Below are 16,896 nucleotides of genomic sequence, written 5' to 3'. Positions count from 1 at the left end.
CTTATAAAAGCTAGGTAATACCCAGTTAAAAACTATCATCCCGCCTGTTATCAGATGACAGTTTTTGAGATTTAGACGGTGACGAAATAGCTGGCGCTCAGGCTGAGGCTGGTTGAGCCTTGAATGATAGCCACTAGTTCCAGACTACTTTCATTCAGGAATAGGGCTGTACCTGTAGGTAAACCAGTCGGTACAGATCCCAAGCTATAGCTAGATATAGCACCAAATAATTGAATTGTGTCTTCTAAGGTATTGAAATCAGTAATTAGGGCATAGTCGCCTAGTCCAGAAGTGCTGGTATTCCCATCGCTGTAGAAGACACCTGTGGTAGTACCAACGACAAAGCGATCGCTCCCAAGACTCCCAGTCAAGCGGTCAATTTCACCGAAACCTCTACCAGATGCTGCATCTGCACCTGTGAGTACGTCGTTACCATCATCACCAAATAAGCGATCGCTCCCAGTCCCACCAAAGACAGAATCATTACCGCGTCCACCATTGAGGCGATCGCTCCCACTATCGCCATACAATAAATCATTGCCGTCGCCACCTGTAATCCGGTCATTGCCGGCATTACCCCGGATGGTATCATTAGCGGCACCACCCGACAGAACATCATTACCAGTTGTACCTAAAAGATTGAGGGCAACAATTACTTTATTATTGCTCGTGCTGTTATAGTTCTCACCCAGAAACCCACCATTGAGGACTGTATTTAAATTCAAGAGAGTGCCGTTAGACTGAGTAAAGCTATTACCTTGAAGTAACTGTGTATACAAAGTATGGGCATAGCTATGATTACCCACAAAACTAATTTGTCCTGGTTGGAAAAGGTCATTCCAGTTAATATAGAGGTCTAAGGTAGCCAATCGCGCATCATAACCGAGAGTTTCACTGGTATGTATGGCTGTCACGCGAGTCGCATCTGTGGGATCTAAGCGATCGCCTGTTGCTGCGCCTTCAAATTCTGGCCCGGCTGGATCTAGTCCGACAATTTGTCCTATCGAACGCCCTGTAGAAGCACGATAAGCAGAGCCAGCAAACCCCCCTACGTGCGCCCCTAAACTGTGACCGATGAGATTAATATCAGTTGCATCTACGCCGCTATTTCTTAAGTAAGTAGCTAACTGATTACCTACATCCCGCGTGTTGGCAGCAGCAGTTGGATAATATAAGGAACTAGCCCCTGCTTCCCAATCTACCAAAATGATGTTTGCATTCGACTCGCGCTGTCGAATGGTTTGGGCAATGTTTACTACCCAATCTGCGGGTGTATAGTTATTACCAGCGTTCCCAGCAGTGCTTTGATAGCCGTGAATAATCGTGTATGTCGGTGCATCGGTATTAATCCGCCCTGAACGGTTAATCGCACCGTTACCCCAAATATTAAAACTGACTTGAACCATAAGAAAAATGTTTGTTTTTTGGGCATAAATTTTTTCACAGCAAAAATTCACTTATTTGATTGCGGAGATATCTGCAATCAAATAAATGTCAGAATTAAAAATTATTTGGCGCTGCTGAATTTATTGATAAAAATGATTTTACTTATGATGAAAATCTTTGTATAGACGTGATTGCGCAACGTCTCTACACGGATTTATATCTCAATTCAGCAATATTCAGAAATTTAAATAATTGAAAAACTGATTTTGCTATAGACAAATTAAACTGATTACTTAATTTTTTAGTAAAAATTAGTATAAGTTTAATTTAAAAATAAATAAAATTTTATTTATGCTTGTACTAATTTGAACAATAATTACGATGGATGGATTTCTGAAAAACTTAATCCATCAACCTTGCAAAATCCAAAATAATATTACAGGTGCGATCGCCTGTTGAATATGCAAAATCGCCCAAAAAATTTATACCTACAATTTTATCTATGCAGGCTCACAATCACAGCAGAGACACAAATTTAAAATCTCCTAGTGTGAGATTTACCAACTTTGTTCCAGTTGTCTATGGGGCGAAACCTGTTGAGGCTTTTCGTGAGAAATCGCTTTGAGTTTGGAGGTGAATGACTCGGAGCGATCGCTTGTTTGGGGCGTAAAGCGGTCAATTGGGGGATGATTGACTGTAGATGTCAGCAGTTTTGGCTGTTTGTCAGGGTTTGATGATGGAAGACGGCTGGGAAGCATTGGTTGTGAATTCAGCCTGGGTTTAACCTCGGTGGCTGGAAGGCTCAATGTTGAAGATGCCAAAATGTTTTTGACTCGTTGACTATCTACTCGGCTCGATAATGTTTCTGTTCGTTTGTAGCTTTGCTGATATTTATCATCAACAGCAGACGATGAGTGTGTTGTTGCCAAATTGGCAACATTCGCTACATTTTCTGAGCTAATATCTTCTTGAGCAGGTGGTAAGGCTGGTGTAGTCAGCGCCGTTAATATTTCTGGGAATTTGCTACAAATCAGGCGTTCAAATTCCATATTGAAATGATATATAGGCTGCTGTCGGCGTTGCCAAAATGCCATAATTTGCTGTACAGAAATGGCTTTATAGCGACCTTGATAAAGCGCTTCAATGACTGCTAGGTGCAGCCAATCTAGAGGATATTGATTTTGCCAACGGTTAACTAGCTCAGTGGCACTATAGCCGCTGAGGTCGAAACTGTAATGAATAAGTAGAGCAGCTGCCAATTCGGCAGAAGTTTCTGGCGTTTTGGTAAACATGGGACTATTGGCTTGCGGCAACAGGTATAAATTTTCGACCCATCGCCTATAGCCTAGCGTGTTTTTAGCTATAGGGTTGGTAAACAAGAGTTTCCAAGTGGATAAGCAGTGTTTTTCATTTTACTTGGTCAACTCTTGGCTGTCGAAACAATATAGGGGGAATTAATATTTGGTGTGCGGTTAATAGCTACTAAGGCTTGATAAACCATTGCAGCTACTTCCGCCCTTGTGGCTTCTCGCGTGGGGGCGAGTAAATTAGGCTGGGGATAGTTGACAACAATTCTTTGTTGTGTAGCAGTTGCCACCGCTTTTTGGGCATAGTCAGGAATAGTATTACTGTCAGTGTAAGGAAGTAACATATTGCTTTGGGCTGCGGGTAAGCCGAGACCGTTGACCAGAGAAACAATCACTTGTAATCTTTGCACATTTTGATCGGGGCGGAAGGTGCGATCGCTAAATCCACTCACAAAGCCCCCACTTGCCGCAATTTGTAAAGCTTTGTATGCCCAAAAATTCTGGGGGACATCAATAAATTCAATGGCTGGGCGTTTGGGAGTGGGGTTAAAAGCCGCCGCCACTAAAGCTGCATATTGGGCGCGAGTCATGGGTTTATCTGGCTGGTAACTACCATCAGCGAAACCGTGGGTTAAATTCAGGCTGGCTAAGGCGCGAATAAATGGTTCCGCCCAGTGTCGGTTTAAGTCGGCAAAGGTAGGAACTTCGGCATCGGGACTGACAATATAAGGTGAGGCGATCGCTTTTTCTTTGCTGTTGGCGACTAATGCCTGATATATTAATGCGGCCATTTCACCGCGGGTAATTTCTCGCAGTGGTTCTAATCGGTCAGATTGGGGATAGTTAACGATGATGAGTTTTTGTGTAGCGGCGGCGACTGCATTAGTAGCATAACTGGGAATTTGGGCGCGATCGCGGTATACACTTAATACATTCGGAGTGCCACCGCCAAATTTTAAACCATTAACAATAGATACAATTGCCTGTACTCTAGTGAGATTATTGCCTGGGCGAAATGTCCCATCAGGAAACCCGCTAATAAATCCAGCATCCGCAGCACTAGAAATAGCTGAAGCTGCCCAAAAATCAGGTTTCACATCGGGAAATTTGCTAGATTTGCTGCTGGGTAACTGAAAGGTTTTCGCCAGCACAGCCGCATATTGGGCGCGAGTAATTGGGGCGTTTGGGCCAAAAGTGCCATCAGGAAAACCACTAATTGCGCCTCGACTGACTAAGGCTTGCACAAACACTGCCGCCCAGTGTCCCACTAAATCAGGAAAACTGCTACTCCCGGTAACTATTCTCGGACTATCTTCGGTAGCGGCGATGAAATTTACCTGTCCTTTGACTAAAGTCGGATTTAACTGATTACCTGCGGAAATGAGGGGTTGGGCGGCAGCATTTTGTAAATCAAACTCGCCATTATCTTGAAAGATATTCGCGCCAGCATCTTGGCTATTACCTAAATCTGGCATAGCATTCGCATTGACTAACAAACCACCTTGGGCATTTTTGATAATTAAATTTTGCCGTAATACCGGACGAGCATCACGAGACAGTGCGATCGCAGTACGATTTTCTGATAATTTATTATTGGCAATTAATGGGGCGGCTGAGTCGGTAACTGCTATCCCCAAAGGATTTTTTTGAAACGTGTTGCGTAAAATTTCCCCTTTACTATTACGCGCCATAAACAATCCACTGGCAGCATTTTGGACAAACACATTATCTAAAATGGCTGCTTTGGCATTACCTGTCGTAAATATTCCTTCCCGTCCACAATTCAGCAATGTATTGTTAGCCATGTAGGGAATTGATGATTCTATCCATACCCCAGTGCCTTTAGGAATAGGATTAGTCACACTCACACCCATCAAACTGGCATCACCCAGCAGCAATAACGTAATATTCTGCACACTAAAACTTGGGCTTTGATATTCCCCACCCCCAGAAATGATAATTCCTGCGCCTTTATTAACTTCATTACCAATAACTGTTACTCCCGCAGTCAACACCAAGGGAAACTGTTCACCATTGGCGGCGCTATAATTGCCAGGTGCCAACTGAATAATTATCGGTGTTGTGGTTCTTAACGCACGGGTGAGGGTTTTAAACGGACTCAACCGTGAACCATCATTTGTATCTTTGCCTGTTACAGGGTTGACATAGAGTGTGGCCACGAGGGTGGAGTTTACCATTGGTTGTTGAGCTGCGAGTGTTTAAATGTCACGGCATGAATAATAACTTATCGCAGGCGGCAGAATAATTTGAGATTTTAAATTTTAGATTTGGAATTGGTTGATGAAAAATCCCAAATCGGACTGACGCAAAAAACTTTGTCATCTTCTGGCTGAAACAAAATTTGTTTTCTGTAAAAATTCTATAATTGCCGCATTGATAACTTTTGCTGAACCTGTTGAAGCATCATGATAGCAATCAGACAGAATTTGAAACTGGGAATTGGCAATACATCTATGTAGTTTTTCTCCATGACTAGCAGGAAACCAACTATCTTTATCACCCCATAAAATTAGCGTGGGACACTCAATATTAGATAGCTTATTTTGAATTCTACTCAGCATATTCGGTTTATTACTTTGCAAGTTTTCAATTTCTCGCGCAGCTAGTTGTAAATCTTCGGCAACTTTTACCAAAGTACCGGGAATTTCTGTAAAAGGATAAGTTATCCAATGCACATCTTCTTGGGACAAAATTGATGGATCAAATAGCACTCTACGCCGTTCGATCGCCATGATTTCTCTCACTAGGGGCGCGAATAAATAAGCTAAACGTAATGAATCTATTGTTTGCAATACTTCTATTGGAGTCTGAGCCAAAATTGACATTGCCCAATGGGGTAAGCGGTCAGCGAAAATCGGTACATTAACTACGACTAACCGTGCTACTAATTCTGGCTTTTCTTGCGCTAGGGCTAAAGCAACTAAACCTCCTAAAGACTCTGCCACAAGCACAACAGGTTCATCACATAATGCTTGAATAATACGTTCTAATTCAATCACTTGATGCCCATCATGTTCTCGACGTAGGCAAGGTTTTTCAGAAAATCCAAAGCCTTTAGCATCAAAACAAATTACTCGAAAATATTTTGATAGTGGTTCAACACTATAACGCCAGTTATAGCTCCAGCTACCCATACCGTGCATTAAAATTAAGGACTTACCTGTACCTTTTTCTCCATAAGCAATTTGTACAGGATATCCTTGAGCATCAGTAATAATTAAACTTTGTCGCCCTTGCGGAAAAGTTGCTTGCCACCAATCTTTCATTCTTTTACTAATTTAATATCTAACCACCAGTTATTACTCGCCACAGAGTGCTAATCAATAGCACTGGGATTGTAATTAAAACAATGCCTAGTAATAATAAGCCTAATAAAACTACTAACACAAACCAAGTGTCTGCTTTGTGTGTACTGCGAGGAACTTTTAAATGTTCTTCTAACAGTTTGAGATTATATTCGTTGGATTTCCAAGCAAAATCAAACAAGTCTCCGGCTACAGGTAAACTACCTACCAAGCTATCAATGATGATATTCAAGATCATTCGACCTAAAGTAGCTTTAGTAGCGCCTAATCGTGCGGCTTCTAAGATGATGTAGCTCGAAAATACCAATCCTATAACATCACCACCCACCGGTAGCAGCCCCAACAGTGGATCTAAACCTACACTAATTTCTGTGCCGGGAATAGTGATGGCTTTATCCATAACGCGACTTAACTGGCGCAGCCGCCTCAAGGAAGGTGCTTGAGCGTCAGGATCAATTTGAGGAAACCGTGAGGAAGAATCAGGCATTCAAGCGATCGCTTCTTTGATGTTGAACCGTTCAATATTTTACTGCTGCTGGGCAATTTGACAAGAGTTTGTCCTAATACTTAATTTACAAGTGCTGAGTCAACGGTCATTTGTTCTTTTCCCCGGCTTCGTCGCTTCCTACTTTCTGGTAGTGCATATCTTCGCCAACAATCACGTTTAATTGATTGCCTATGAGTAAAACAGCAGCACTCATCCATAGCCACAACATTAAAACGATGACAGTCCCAACTGCACCATAAACTTTATTGTAGTTGCCAAAATTGGCTACATAAAGCCGAAACAGTGATGAGAGTATTGCCCAAAAAATCGCGGCTAAACTTGCTCCTGGCATAATGGGTGTACCGGAATTCCACACACTAGGCCCATAGCGATAAATAAAACTAAAGGCGCTGGCAACAATACTTAAACTCACAGGCCAGCGTAACAACTGCCAAAGGTGCTGCAAGAAAAGTAAAGAATGATGCTCATGCACTACTATGGTCAACACTAAGTCACTGACAAAGACTAAAAATGAAGCCAACATCAACAGTACAATAGTACCAAATGTTAAACCTAACGAGATCAGTTTAGCTTGCCAAAAAGGGCGGCTATTTTGTGATGGAGTTTGATGGATTTGATCAAATGCAGTCATCGCCGTACTGACTGCACCAGAAGCAGTCCAAATAGCGATCGCAAAACTCAGAGAAAATAAACTACTATTCTTAGAATGGGCAATTTCTCTACTGGCAAAGTCCCGAATCAAAATCATTGCTTCTTCTGGTGCAACTTGACTCAACAAAGTTGCCATTTGCCTAAAGGTATCTTGTAAAGATTCTGCCAATAAGCCGATAGCCGTGAGTACTGCCAAAATAGCCGGAAATAAAGATAACATGGCATTGAAGGCAATTTCAGCCGCCAGTCCTAATAGTCGTCGTTCGATTGTCCGGGCAAAGGTTTTTTTGAGGGTGCGCCAATTCAGATGGCGAAAAAAACGGACAAAACGCGGCTTTGGCATAACTAGCTATTAAGTCTTCACAAGCACAATGTCACAATAACTTATAGCAGGTGATAGGTTACAGGTTACAGAGTTAAAAGTTTACTGGTGTCTAAGTTTTATCATCTATCGACGTAGATATGAAAGAGGCGGGGAAATTTAGAATTTCCCCGCACCGATGTTATCTAATGATTTCTAGTTCAGAAGATAGCTAGACAGCTACAGGTGTAGCGAATTTAGCATAACGCTCTATGTAAAATTCCTTTGAATTGGCGATCGCTTTTACCGATTCTCGTTCTTTGAGTGCATGTTTCCACTGTTTCAGACGGGCAAACTCCGCAGGTAGGGGAAAATCACGGTATTTTTTCAGTGCAGCCCAGCGCTCAAACCAAGGGAAAAAGGTGAAGTCTACCAAACTTACAGATTCACCAAACCAATAGGGGCCGTCTTTCGACAACTTCCCGAATGCTTCGTTTTCGATGAATTCTAGATGTTTGTAGAGTTCTTTTTTCGCTTCTTCTTGTTTTTGCAGATCTGGACTCCGCAAGAGGCTAGAAAAAGCTGGTACAAATCTAGTATTTGCAAAATCAATCCAGATGCGGGCTTGGGCTTTACCTATAGCATTGTTGGGTAAAAGCGATGGGTTGGGAAACACCTCATCCAGATATTCATTAATGACAGCAGATTCCCAAACGCGGCGATCGCCATGTACCAGTGCTGGTACTTTTCCATAAGGGGAAATATCTGTAAATCCTGCTGGCTTGTTCTGCAAATCAATTTCAATCAAATCAAAGTCGATACCCTTTTCTTGCAGTACCAGACGAGAACGGTGAGCAAAAGGACAAACGACGGCACTATATATTTTGACTTCAGCCATGTTGATTTTCCTTTGTGAATAGGAATTTTTAGTCGGCTTTGAGATAGATTCATCCCAAATCTGTTAGTTGGACAGAGACAGAAAACCTTTCTTATCTCCTGCCCTTTGCTTCCCTACAGCCAAGGCACTTCTTCAGGTGCGTAACGGAAGGCGCGAAAAACTGAATTCTGCTCTCCACGAGCTACTAACGACTTCTCTCCAGGGACGTTACGAGCTGCAAAATGTGGGTTGACGTATTCCCAAACTAGTTCCCCTTCTCCAGTCACCTCAAATATGCGTCCATAAGCGCCTTCGGTTATCAACGTGTTGTCATTCGGAAGGCGTTGCGCTCCTGATATATATGAACTAAAGAAGTTGTGAGGCGGGCTATCGGTATACTCCCAAACTATTTCTTGAGTTTGACGGTTTACCTCAATCACACGAGAGAAATTTAGCGCTGTATGACGACGATGTGCGCCGTTATCAAAAATCAAGATATTGCCGTTAGGTAATTCGTTAGGAAAATGCTGTTGTGCTAGTACATCATCACCCAATGTCCAGATGATATTTCCCGTTTGGCGATCGATAATGGCGACTGTGGATATATTACGGAAGCTGACGATAATATTGCCGTCCGCCAGTTCCCCGACAGTGTTCCCGTGAGTCCATTCATGGCGTTGGTCTTGGGGAGTAATGACAAACTTTTCGGGGTCGAGGTGTTCGTAGGCGTGCCAAGTCCAGACAATTTCGCCTGCGGGAGTCACTTCGTAAAGTACATCAGCATAGATATCACCATCTGCTTCTGTTCCCGCTACACCGCCTTTGATGCGCGGAACCAGAGATTGGGGAATCTTTTCAATGGCTAATAAAATTACATTCCCATTGCGGAGTTTGCGTCCATCGTGATGATGGTCTGGATGCTGATATTCCCAGATGATATTGCCTTTGGGGTCTACTTCTAAGACTACGCCACCTTTAAAGGCTGACCATAAAGGGAAACGTGGGGGAATTTCTGGTGTCTTACCGTTATAGAAAAGATTGCCATTCGGTAAGAGATAACCATATAAACCTGGAGGATAAGGTAGGTTCCATTGATGTACTACTTCTCCTTGCAAGTTCAAAAGATAGACTTCTCCATCACCTGTTAGTGGTGTAAAGAGTGTATATCCTTTGAAGGCTTTCTCAGGATTGTAAGCTTTTAAGCCAGTACCCCGACGGCGGATAGTATTTTGTTCAACAAATGTTTTGGCGATCGTCATATTCTACCTGGGAAATTGCTCATGTTTAAATTCAAATCACAGAATTCAAAACTTTTAAGGTGCTGGGTTGGGATGTTGAGTGTTAATTGCATCCAACTCTGCCAAAATCTCTTTACTGAGAACTAAGTTCACACTTTCTAGATTTTCTTGGAGTTGTTCTAAGGTTGTTGCACCAATAATTGTGCTAGTCACAAACCAGCGACTCCGCACGAATGCTAAAGCTAGTTGTGTGGGACTAAGTTTATGGCGTTTGGCTAGTTCCACATAAGCTGCTACTGCTTCAGTAACTTTGGGTTTCAGATATCTTTGACCAAAGTTTTCAAACAATGTAATTCTTGTATTTTCTGGTTTGCCGTTGAGATATTTACCAGTTAAAAAGCCAAATGCTAAAGGGCTATAAGCCAATAAACCAATGTTTTCGTAATAAACTGCTTCAGCTAAAGCTCCATCAAATACTCGATTGAGTAAGTTATAGGCATTTTGAATGGAGATAACTTTTGGTAATCCTAATTGTTTGGCAGCATTACTAAATTGTGTGACTCCCCAAGGAGTTTCATTACTTAACCCAAGATAACGAATTTTTCCGGCTTGGATGACATCAGCAAAGGCTTCTAGTTGTTCTACTATGGGAACTGATGGTTTAGCCTGGGTGGGGTCAAAAATGGTCTGACCAAAACGTGGTACATAGCGGTCGGGCCAGTGAATTTGGTAAAGGTCTATATAGTCTGTTTGCAATCTTTTTAGACTATCATCTACAGCTTGTTTAATGTTATCGCGCTCAATTGCATCTGCTCCTCCACGTAACCATTTAAAGCCGCGTCCTGGGCCAGCTATTTTAGTGGCGACGATAACTTTATCTCGCTGCTGATGTTTTAACCATTCGCCAATGTATGTTTCTGTGAGACCATAGGTTTTTTCGCTAGGCGGCACTGGGTACATTTCCGCAGCATCAATGAAATTAACCCCATGAGCAATAGCATATTCTAGTTGTTGATGGGCTTCTTCAATACTGTTTTGCCGCCCATAAGTCATAGTGCCGAGGCAAATTTCTGAAACGTTTATGTCACTTTCGCCTAATTGATTATAACGCATGTTTTTGTGTTTTTTATTGATGGCTTGACTGTGAAAATATTCTTAGAATATTTTGTTTTTTTAGATTATTTACTTTTTAATTTAATGATTATCATTGTGATTATGTCAACTGTTAATATTTTGATATTTCACCAGTAAATGAAACATAAATTAACCTGATATATTTTTCAGGATTTGATGTTATAAACTCAAGTCTAAAGTTTACATATAGCTACTCAGGATAATGGCTTTCATTGGATGATTTGTTAAGGCTTATCTTGTAAGCTACTATAAATCGGTCTAGTTATCGTAGATTGTACCAGAAAGTTATAGAGATACTTCAGTTACAAAAGTTTATATAACTTGAGTAGGGCTAAGAATTTTGCCTTTTTGACTCTTCCCACAGACTTGGAAGACAGATGTTTCCTGTATTTGAAGGAGCTTATACCATTTCACGAAAATCTTGATACAAATTCATTGGTTGTTTACTCTTTTCCTCTGCCCCCCTGCGGTCTACTTGTATCAAACTTAAAGTGAAACGGTATTAGGGATTGACTGTGGGTCTTTTCCAATCACAACACTCTGTCAATTAGCTTGCTTTTTCGATTTGCCTGTGATAACTTTTGCATGTACTCTATACAACGATAAGTCGCTCGACAAACCGTTGTTAAGGACACGATATCACAGCTAAATGGGCGGTAATTTTCTAAGGAGAGTGCTGGAGTTCACCTCTAGCCTCTCATGTTTCTTCTGAAAAACAGTAGTATGCGACATCACACAGATAGCACAATAGCTTGTGGATGACTCCGAGGCTGGAATAACTAGGCTATGGATTGAGAAAATGCGATCGCACTTTTGTGACTAAGAGAGCTTAGTAACTTGACCTGAAACTATTTTTTAACTTATGACTAAAGTTTTAATTCTCGATGCTGATCAACAACCGCTATCTCCGGTGCGTATCAGCCATGCAAGGACATTGTTATCTCAAGGGAAAGCATCTGTTTTCCAAAGATATCCCTTCACCATTATTTTGAAAGAGTCTTTTTCGCAAATCAAACCAGAGCAACTTGGCTTTACACTTCAACTAATTGCCGTTAGTGCCATAAAAAATAAAACGAGGATTGATATGAGTCCCTTTTCTAAGCGTGGTAATCGATAACGCAGAACTCAGAGAATTCAGTCTGAATTTTTTCTAGCTTCTGAATTCTTCTGCCAAGATTTTTATATGGGAAAACAGGGGAGTTTGAAAGTTATCACTCCTGATATTTTGTGAACTTCCCCTAATTTAATAGTATACAACTGTAACTTTATAGATTTATAGTAGTTAAAAAGATTTGGAGAAACATTTTTGATGATTAGCTTGATATATCGCTACTTAATCGCTAGGTGGCGATCGCTCATTCAATTTAGCAATATTTCATTACCTAAATTCCGCTTTCATCATGCGCCTTTACCCATCACAGGAGCTTTCATTACGGGTCTTTGTTTGAGCTTGATATTTGCGGCTTGCTCATCACCATCAAATGTTAATTCTGCCAATAGTAATGCCAATCCAGTTAGTGATTCTGCACCTCCAGAAGCAAAAATTGTCAGATTTGGTTATCAAAAATCACTGATTTTATTGAAGGCTAAAGGAGTATTAGAAAAGCGGTTTGCACCAGAAGGTAAATCGGTAGAATGGATTGAATTTCCCGCAGGGCCACAACTACTAGAAGCAATGAATGTGGGTAGCATTGACTTTGGTCATGTAGGAGAATCACCGCCAATATTTGCCCAAGCCGCAGGTGCCGCATTGACCTACGTTGCTGGTATTGCTCCTAGTCCAGCGGGTTCAGCAATTCTTGTCCCAGAAAATTCTTCAATTAAGCAATTGAGTGATCTGAAAGGTAAAAAAATTGCCTTTCAAAAAGGTTCAAGCGCTCATTTATTACTAGTTCAAGCTCTGCAAAAAGGGGGAGTGCAATATAGTGAAATTGAGCCAAAATATTTACCACCATCAGATGCAAGAGCAGCATTTGTTAAAGGTAGTGTAGATGCTTGGGTAATTTGGGATCCGTTTTATGCAGCAGCACAAGAGGCAACTAAAGCGAGGGTTTTAGTTGATGGCACAGGTATTAATAAACAAGGGGGATATTATTTAGGAACCCGTAAGTTTGTCACTGAAAATCCTCAAATTGTGAAGACAATTCTAGAAGAAATTCAAAAACTCGAAGAATGGTCACAACAGCATCGAGAAGAAGTAGCACAAACTCTTGCACCTGTGTTAGGGATTGATTTAGCAACTATGCAAAAGGCAACCAGTAGACGTAGTTTTGGGGTAGTGCCAATTGATGACAATTTGATCAATTTACAACAACAAGTAGCAGATACCTATTATCAATTGAAGTTGATACCTAAACAGGTGAATGTCAGAGATGCTGTATTAACCAAAGAACAATATGCAGCATTTTCACCAAAGGTTTAACACAAAAAATTCAGAACTTAGGAGCCAGAATTCTATTACTGAATTCTGTGCAACTATTAGGTTAAACTTATCCTCTATCATTACCTATGAGCAATCCTACAGAACTATTGCGATCGCGCTACGGTGAACTTCCTTTTAATTCTGAAATTGATTGGAATGAATCACTCACAACATTGCTATCGCACCGTTCCATCCGTTCTTATCTCACCAATCCTCTACCGCCAGGAACCCTAGAAATTTTGGTGACAGCGGCGCAGTCTGCATCTACTTCTTCAAATCTGCAAACTTGGAGTGTGGTAGCAGTCGAAGATACCCAACGCAAAGAAGAACTATCCAAATTGGCGGGAAATCAAGCACACATCCGACAAGCACCTTTATTTTTGGTTTGGTTAGCAGACTTGGCGCGGTTGAGTTATGTAGCTGACAGTCGCGGCATTGCCCACGAAGCTCTAGACTATTTAGAAATGTTTGTGATGGCGACTGTTGATGCTACTTTAGCTGCACAAAACGCCACGATCGCAGCTGAATCTCTCGGCTTGGGAACAGTATACATCGGCGGGATTCGCAACCGCCCCGAAGAAGTAGCACAAATCCTCAACTTACCTTCTTCTGTATATGCGGTGTTTGGGTTATGTGTGGGTTATCCAAATCCCGAAGTGAATGCGGCCATTAAACCGCGCTTACCGCAATCAGCCGTGCTGCATCGGGAAACTTATAAATTAGCCGAACAAGATGAAGCGATCGCCCACTACAACGACATCATCAAACAATTTTATACTGAACAACAGATGAATATTGCTGGGGATTGGTCACAACATTCATCGGAGCGCATTGCAACTTTAGACTCTTTAAGAGGGCGCGATCGCTTACGAGAAGCCTTAAATAACCTTGGTTTTCAGTTACGATAAAAAGATCAGGGTGTAGGAGTCTAAGAATGTAGAAGAGAAAAACTCTTACACTCCCATACCCTTACACCCTTACAGCAATTAATCTTTGTGTACAATTCCTAACAAGAAACTATTTGTTCTTGTTCTTGTGGCTTTGGCGACCTGCTTCAGCGTGCTGTTCGCTTGTACCACCCTGAGTACCCTTGGATTCAATATCTTCTGTATCGTCAGCGTCATCTTGTTGTTTCTTGCGACCACCACCGTGAGAGTGTTTTCCACCTTCACGACCAATTTCGGCCATGTGTTCTCTATCTTGGCTGACAGTTTCGCCACCTTTACGACCAGCTTCACGAGCTTCTTCCGAAGTGAATTCGTGAGCAGTACCTTTTTCATGGGCTGCGTGTCCGCCTTTGCTGGCGATTTCGCGTTGCTTATCTTCATCCATAGAAGCAAAGCCGCGTTTGCTAGTATCTGACATAATAATGCTCCTGGTAATGAACTATAGTTTTTGACTTTTGCAGTCAGTAAAAACTTTTAGTTGATACACGTTCTCAATTTAGCTATCTAAAAAGCAGCTTTCATTGGCCATAGGAGAGAATCATGTCAGACCAAGCCCTCACTTAAGATATATAACCTAAGTTATTGAGGATAAAAATTGAATTGCAGACTACTTAAACATTAACTCCTTCTCTTGGGGTTCTGATTTGTTCAATATCTTCTGCTGCTAATAACTCCCGAATTAAATGTGCTAAAGACTTCTGCACCAAACGCGTCCCAATTTGCTGACCTAAACGCTGCACACCAGGATTAACTAATAATTGGGCAAACTGAGGAGCCATTTGTACTGGGTCAAAACCACGGGTTTCTTGAAGAATTTGCAAAATGTTTTTGATATGCTCTAAAGTCTGTTGTTGTTCGACTGTTGCGGCTTGTGTTTCGTTAACTGCTGTTAAACCTACCCGTTCGCGGAGTAAGTAAGTGAAGTTGTGCAGCACATTTTTACTTAAAGCATTAACTCCGTTGACGAATTCATCTACTAATCGGTCACGAATAAATGCTCCACGTTCGGAAGAGAGAAAATCTAAACCTTGATTTAAAACTAAATTAAAGTCGTAGTCTTCATTATTGCGGGCGTTGCGTAACAAATTTTCTAAGCGATTCCAGCGGAATTTGCCTTCTTTAAATAGTAAATCTCGCAGTGATGTTCTTAATTGGGGTGCGGGGTCAGTTAACAGACGTTTGGAAACATAAGGGTAAGCTTCACTGAGAACTTTGAAGTTAGGATCGATAAAGATTGCAATTCCTTCCAATGTCACCAGAGAGCGAATAATTAAAGCGTAGTAGGGAGGAACGCGGAAGGGATATTCATACATCAACGCTGAGAGTTCATCGGTGATGCTTTTAATGTTGAGTTCTGCTACACTCGCACCTTGAGCATCAGCAAATACTCTGGCAAATGCGGGGATAATGGGGGTTAAATCTGTGTCTGGTGTTAAAAAGTCTAGTTTGACGTAATCTTGGGCTAAACCTTCAAAATCACGGTTGACTACGTGAACGATCGCCTCAATTAAACCATATCTTTGGGGTGGCTGAATCTCGCTCATCATGCCAAAGTCGAGATAAGCTAATTTCCCGTCTGGGGTGGCTAATAAATTACCTGGGTGCGGGTCGGCGTGGAAAAATCCATGTTCTAGTAGCTGTCGCAAAGAACACTGGACACCAACTTCTATTAAATAACGTGCATCTATACCTTGAGCGCTAATTTCTGCTGTCTGGGTTAATTTTGTCCCGTTAATCCATTCCATCGTCAGGACGCGACGATTGGTATATTCCCAGTAAATTTTTGGGACGTATATGTCTCTAATATGACCATATAATTGAAAAAAGCGTTCGGCATTTTCACCTTCATGGATATAATCCATTTCTTCAAAAATGCGATCGCCTAATTCATCTAAAATTCCGACTAAATCACTCCGCACCCGTTTGACGTTGTGTTGTACCCAACCAGCGATGCGACGCAAAATATACAAGTCAATCGTAATTCTTTCTCTTAAATCAGGGCGCTGAACTTTAACGGCAACTTCTTCACCTGTTTTTAGTTTACCTTTGTAAACTTGTCCCAAGGAAGCCGCCGCAATGGGTTCAACGGAAAGTTCAGTATAAATTTCTTCTGGTGGTGCGCCTAGTTCTTCTTCAATAAACTGATAAGCAATTTCATTCGGGAAAGGCGGTAACTGGTCTTGTAACTTAGTTAATTCTTCTAAATAAACAGGTGGTACTAAATCGGGCCTGGTGGATAATGCTTGACCTATCTTGATGTAAGCAGGCCCCAGTCGCGTCAATAATTCTCGCAGTTGCACAGCGCGGCGACGATCATTTTTAACAACTTTTCCCCGTTTACTATCCCACCACACCCCAAAAGCAAAGGCTAGAGTTGGTTGCAATACCGTAGCAATTCGCTGCAAAACTTGTAGCGGTCTTTTTCGATAATGCGCCGCAACATCTAAAGGATTGTACTTGATCGCTTCATACTCGGCGTTTTGGATTAACTGACTAGGCGTTCTGACAACCAAAGCTTGTGTACCATTGTCTGATACGACTTCAGTCTTATGTAGTTCGCCCTCAATCGTTTGGGAAGTTCGGGGAAGTGTCTTAACCATCATGAAGAAAGCCACCAGTCGAATGGAACATGTTAAGTATTGTAACAATATGTTTAGCCATCAACATCCCTAATATTGGGGATCAGCTTAATTAGCATTTTCCGCATAAGAATGTTGTGGCTACTACTACTCAAAATATTTATTTACACCAGCAGAGGCAAAGGCTAGGTTTGCTACACTGAAGACGTACTAGTTCCAT

Annotated in this window: 14 protein-coding genes; 3 read left to right on the top strand and 11 right to left on the bottom strand. The window is 41.6% G+C overall.

What is annotated here, in order from left to right; all coding sequences use genetic code 11:
* Positions 1 to 71: 71 nt before the first annotated feature.
* The 9 genes from NCWK1_RS11655 to NCWK1_RS11615 form a co-directional block, all read right to left on the bottom strand.
* Positions 72 to 1,406: an alpha/beta hydrolase family protein gene (locus tag NCWK1_RS11655; RefSeq protein WP_096578082.1), complete on the bottom strand. Its 1,335-nt coding sequence runs from the start codon at positions 1,404 to 1,406 to the stop codon at positions 72 to 74.
* Between the two features lie 537 nt (positions 1,407 to 1,943).
* Positions 1,944 to 2,678, bottom strand: a complete 735-nt coding sequence (locus tag NCWK1_RS11650; protein ID WP_096578080.1) for a hypothetical protein — start codon at positions 2,676 to 2,678, stop codon at positions 1,944 to 1,946.
* Between the two features lie 128 nt (positions 2,679 to 2,806).
* The gene (locus NCWK1_RS11645) at positions 2,807 to 4,891 is read right to left on the bottom strand and encodes an S-layer homology domain-containing protein (protein ID WP_103124831.1); all 2,085 of its coding nucleotides are present in this window, start codon (positions 4,889 to 4,891) and stop codon (positions 2,807 to 2,809) included.
* Positions 4,892 to 5,032: 141 nt separating this feature from the next.
* Positions 5,033 to 5,980 (bottom strand): alpha/beta fold hydrolase, encoded by a 948-nt coding sequence (locus NCWK1_RS11640; RefSeq protein WP_103124830.1) that lies wholly within the window; start codon positions 5,978 to 5,980, stop codon positions 5,033 to 5,035.
* A 19-nt stretch (positions 5,981 to 5,999) separates the two neighbouring features.
* The gene (locus NCWK1_RS11635) at positions 6,000 to 6,506 is read right to left on the bottom strand and encodes a DUF4112 domain-containing protein (RefSeq protein ID WP_096578074.1); all 507 of its coding nucleotides are present in this window, start codon (positions 6,504 to 6,506) and stop codon (positions 6,000 to 6,002) included.
* A gap of 106 nt (positions 6,507 to 6,612) precedes the next feature.
* Complete coding sequence (locus NCWK1_RS11630; RefSeq protein WP_103124829.1) at positions 6,613 to 7,521, bottom strand: YihY/virulence factor BrkB family protein; 909 nt, start codon at positions 7,519 to 7,521, stop codon at positions 6,613 to 6,615.
* Between the two features lie 190 nt (positions 7,522 to 7,711).
* Positions 7,712 to 8,377: a glutathione S-transferase family protein gene (locus tag NCWK1_RS11625; protein ID WP_096578070.1), complete on the bottom strand. Its 666-nt coding sequence runs from the start codon at positions 8,375 to 8,377 to the stop codon at positions 7,712 to 7,714.
* A 113-nt stretch (positions 8,378 to 8,490) separates the two neighbouring features.
* Positions 8,491 to 9,615 carry an aryl-sulfate sulfotransferase gene (locus NCWK1_RS11620; protein WP_103124828.1) on the bottom strand — a complete coding sequence of 375 codons (1,125 nt, stop codon included), beginning with the start codon at positions 9,613 to 9,615 and terminating at the stop codon, positions 8,491 to 8,493.
* A gap of 54 nt (positions 9,616 to 9,669) precedes the next feature.
* The gene (locus NCWK1_RS11615; RefSeq protein ID WP_103124827.1) at positions 9,670 to 10,707 is read right to left on the bottom strand and encodes an NADP(H)-dependent aldo-keto reductase; all 1,038 of its coding nucleotides are present in this window, start codon (positions 10,705 to 10,707) and stop codon (positions 9,670 to 9,672) included.
* Positions 10,708 to 11,590: 883 nt separating this feature from the next.
* Here NCWK1_RS11615 and NCWK1_RS11610 point away from each other — a divergent pair.
* The 3 genes from NCWK1_RS11610 (at position 11,591) to NCWK1_RS11600 (ending at position 14,058) form a co-directional block, all read left to right on the top strand.
* Complete coding sequence (locus NCWK1_RS11610; protein WP_096578064.1) at positions 11,591 to 11,845, top strand: RRXRR domain-containing protein; 255 nt, start codon at positions 11,591 to 11,593, stop codon at positions 11,843 to 11,845.
* A gap of 192 nt (positions 11,846 to 12,037) precedes the next feature.
* Positions 12,038 to 13,150, top strand: a complete 1,113-nt coding sequence (locus tag NCWK1_RS11605) for a sulfonate ABC transporter substrate-binding protein (RefSeq protein WP_103124826.1) — start codon at positions 12,038 to 12,040, stop codon at positions 13,148 to 13,150.
* Positions 13,151 to 13,236: 86 nt separating this feature from the next.
* On the top strand, positions 13,237 to 14,058 hold the full coding sequence (locus NCWK1_RS11600; RefSeq protein ID WP_103124825.1) for an NADPH-dependent oxidoreductase: 822 nt from the start codon (positions 13,237 to 13,239) through the stop codon (positions 14,056 to 14,058).
* Between the two features lie 109 nt (positions 14,059 to 14,167).
* Here NCWK1_RS11600 and NCWK1_RS11595 read toward each other — a convergent pair whose 3' ends face one another.
* Positions 14,168 to 14,515 carry a con-10 family general stress protein gene (locus NCWK1_RS11595; protein WP_096578058.1) on the bottom strand — a complete coding sequence of 116 codons (348 nt, stop codon included), beginning with the start codon at positions 14,513 to 14,515 and terminating at the stop codon, positions 14,168 to 14,170.
* Positions 14,516 to 14,708: 193 nt separating this feature from the next.
* Entirely contained in the window at positions 14,709 to 16,700 is a 1,992-nt protein-coding gene (locus tag NCWK1_RS11590) for an ABC1 kinase family protein (protein ID WP_103124824.1), read from the bottom strand.
* Positions 16,701 to 16,896: the final 196 nt, after the last annotated feature.

The organism is Nostoc cycadae WK-1, assembly GCF_002897135.1.
Classification (GTDB): domain Bacteria; phylum Cyanobacteriota; class Cyanobacteriia; order Cyanobacteriales; family Nostocaceae; genus Nostoc_B.
The sequence above is the reverse complement of the archived record's forward strand: the minus strand, read 5'-3'. Positions and strand labels throughout refer to the sequence as shown.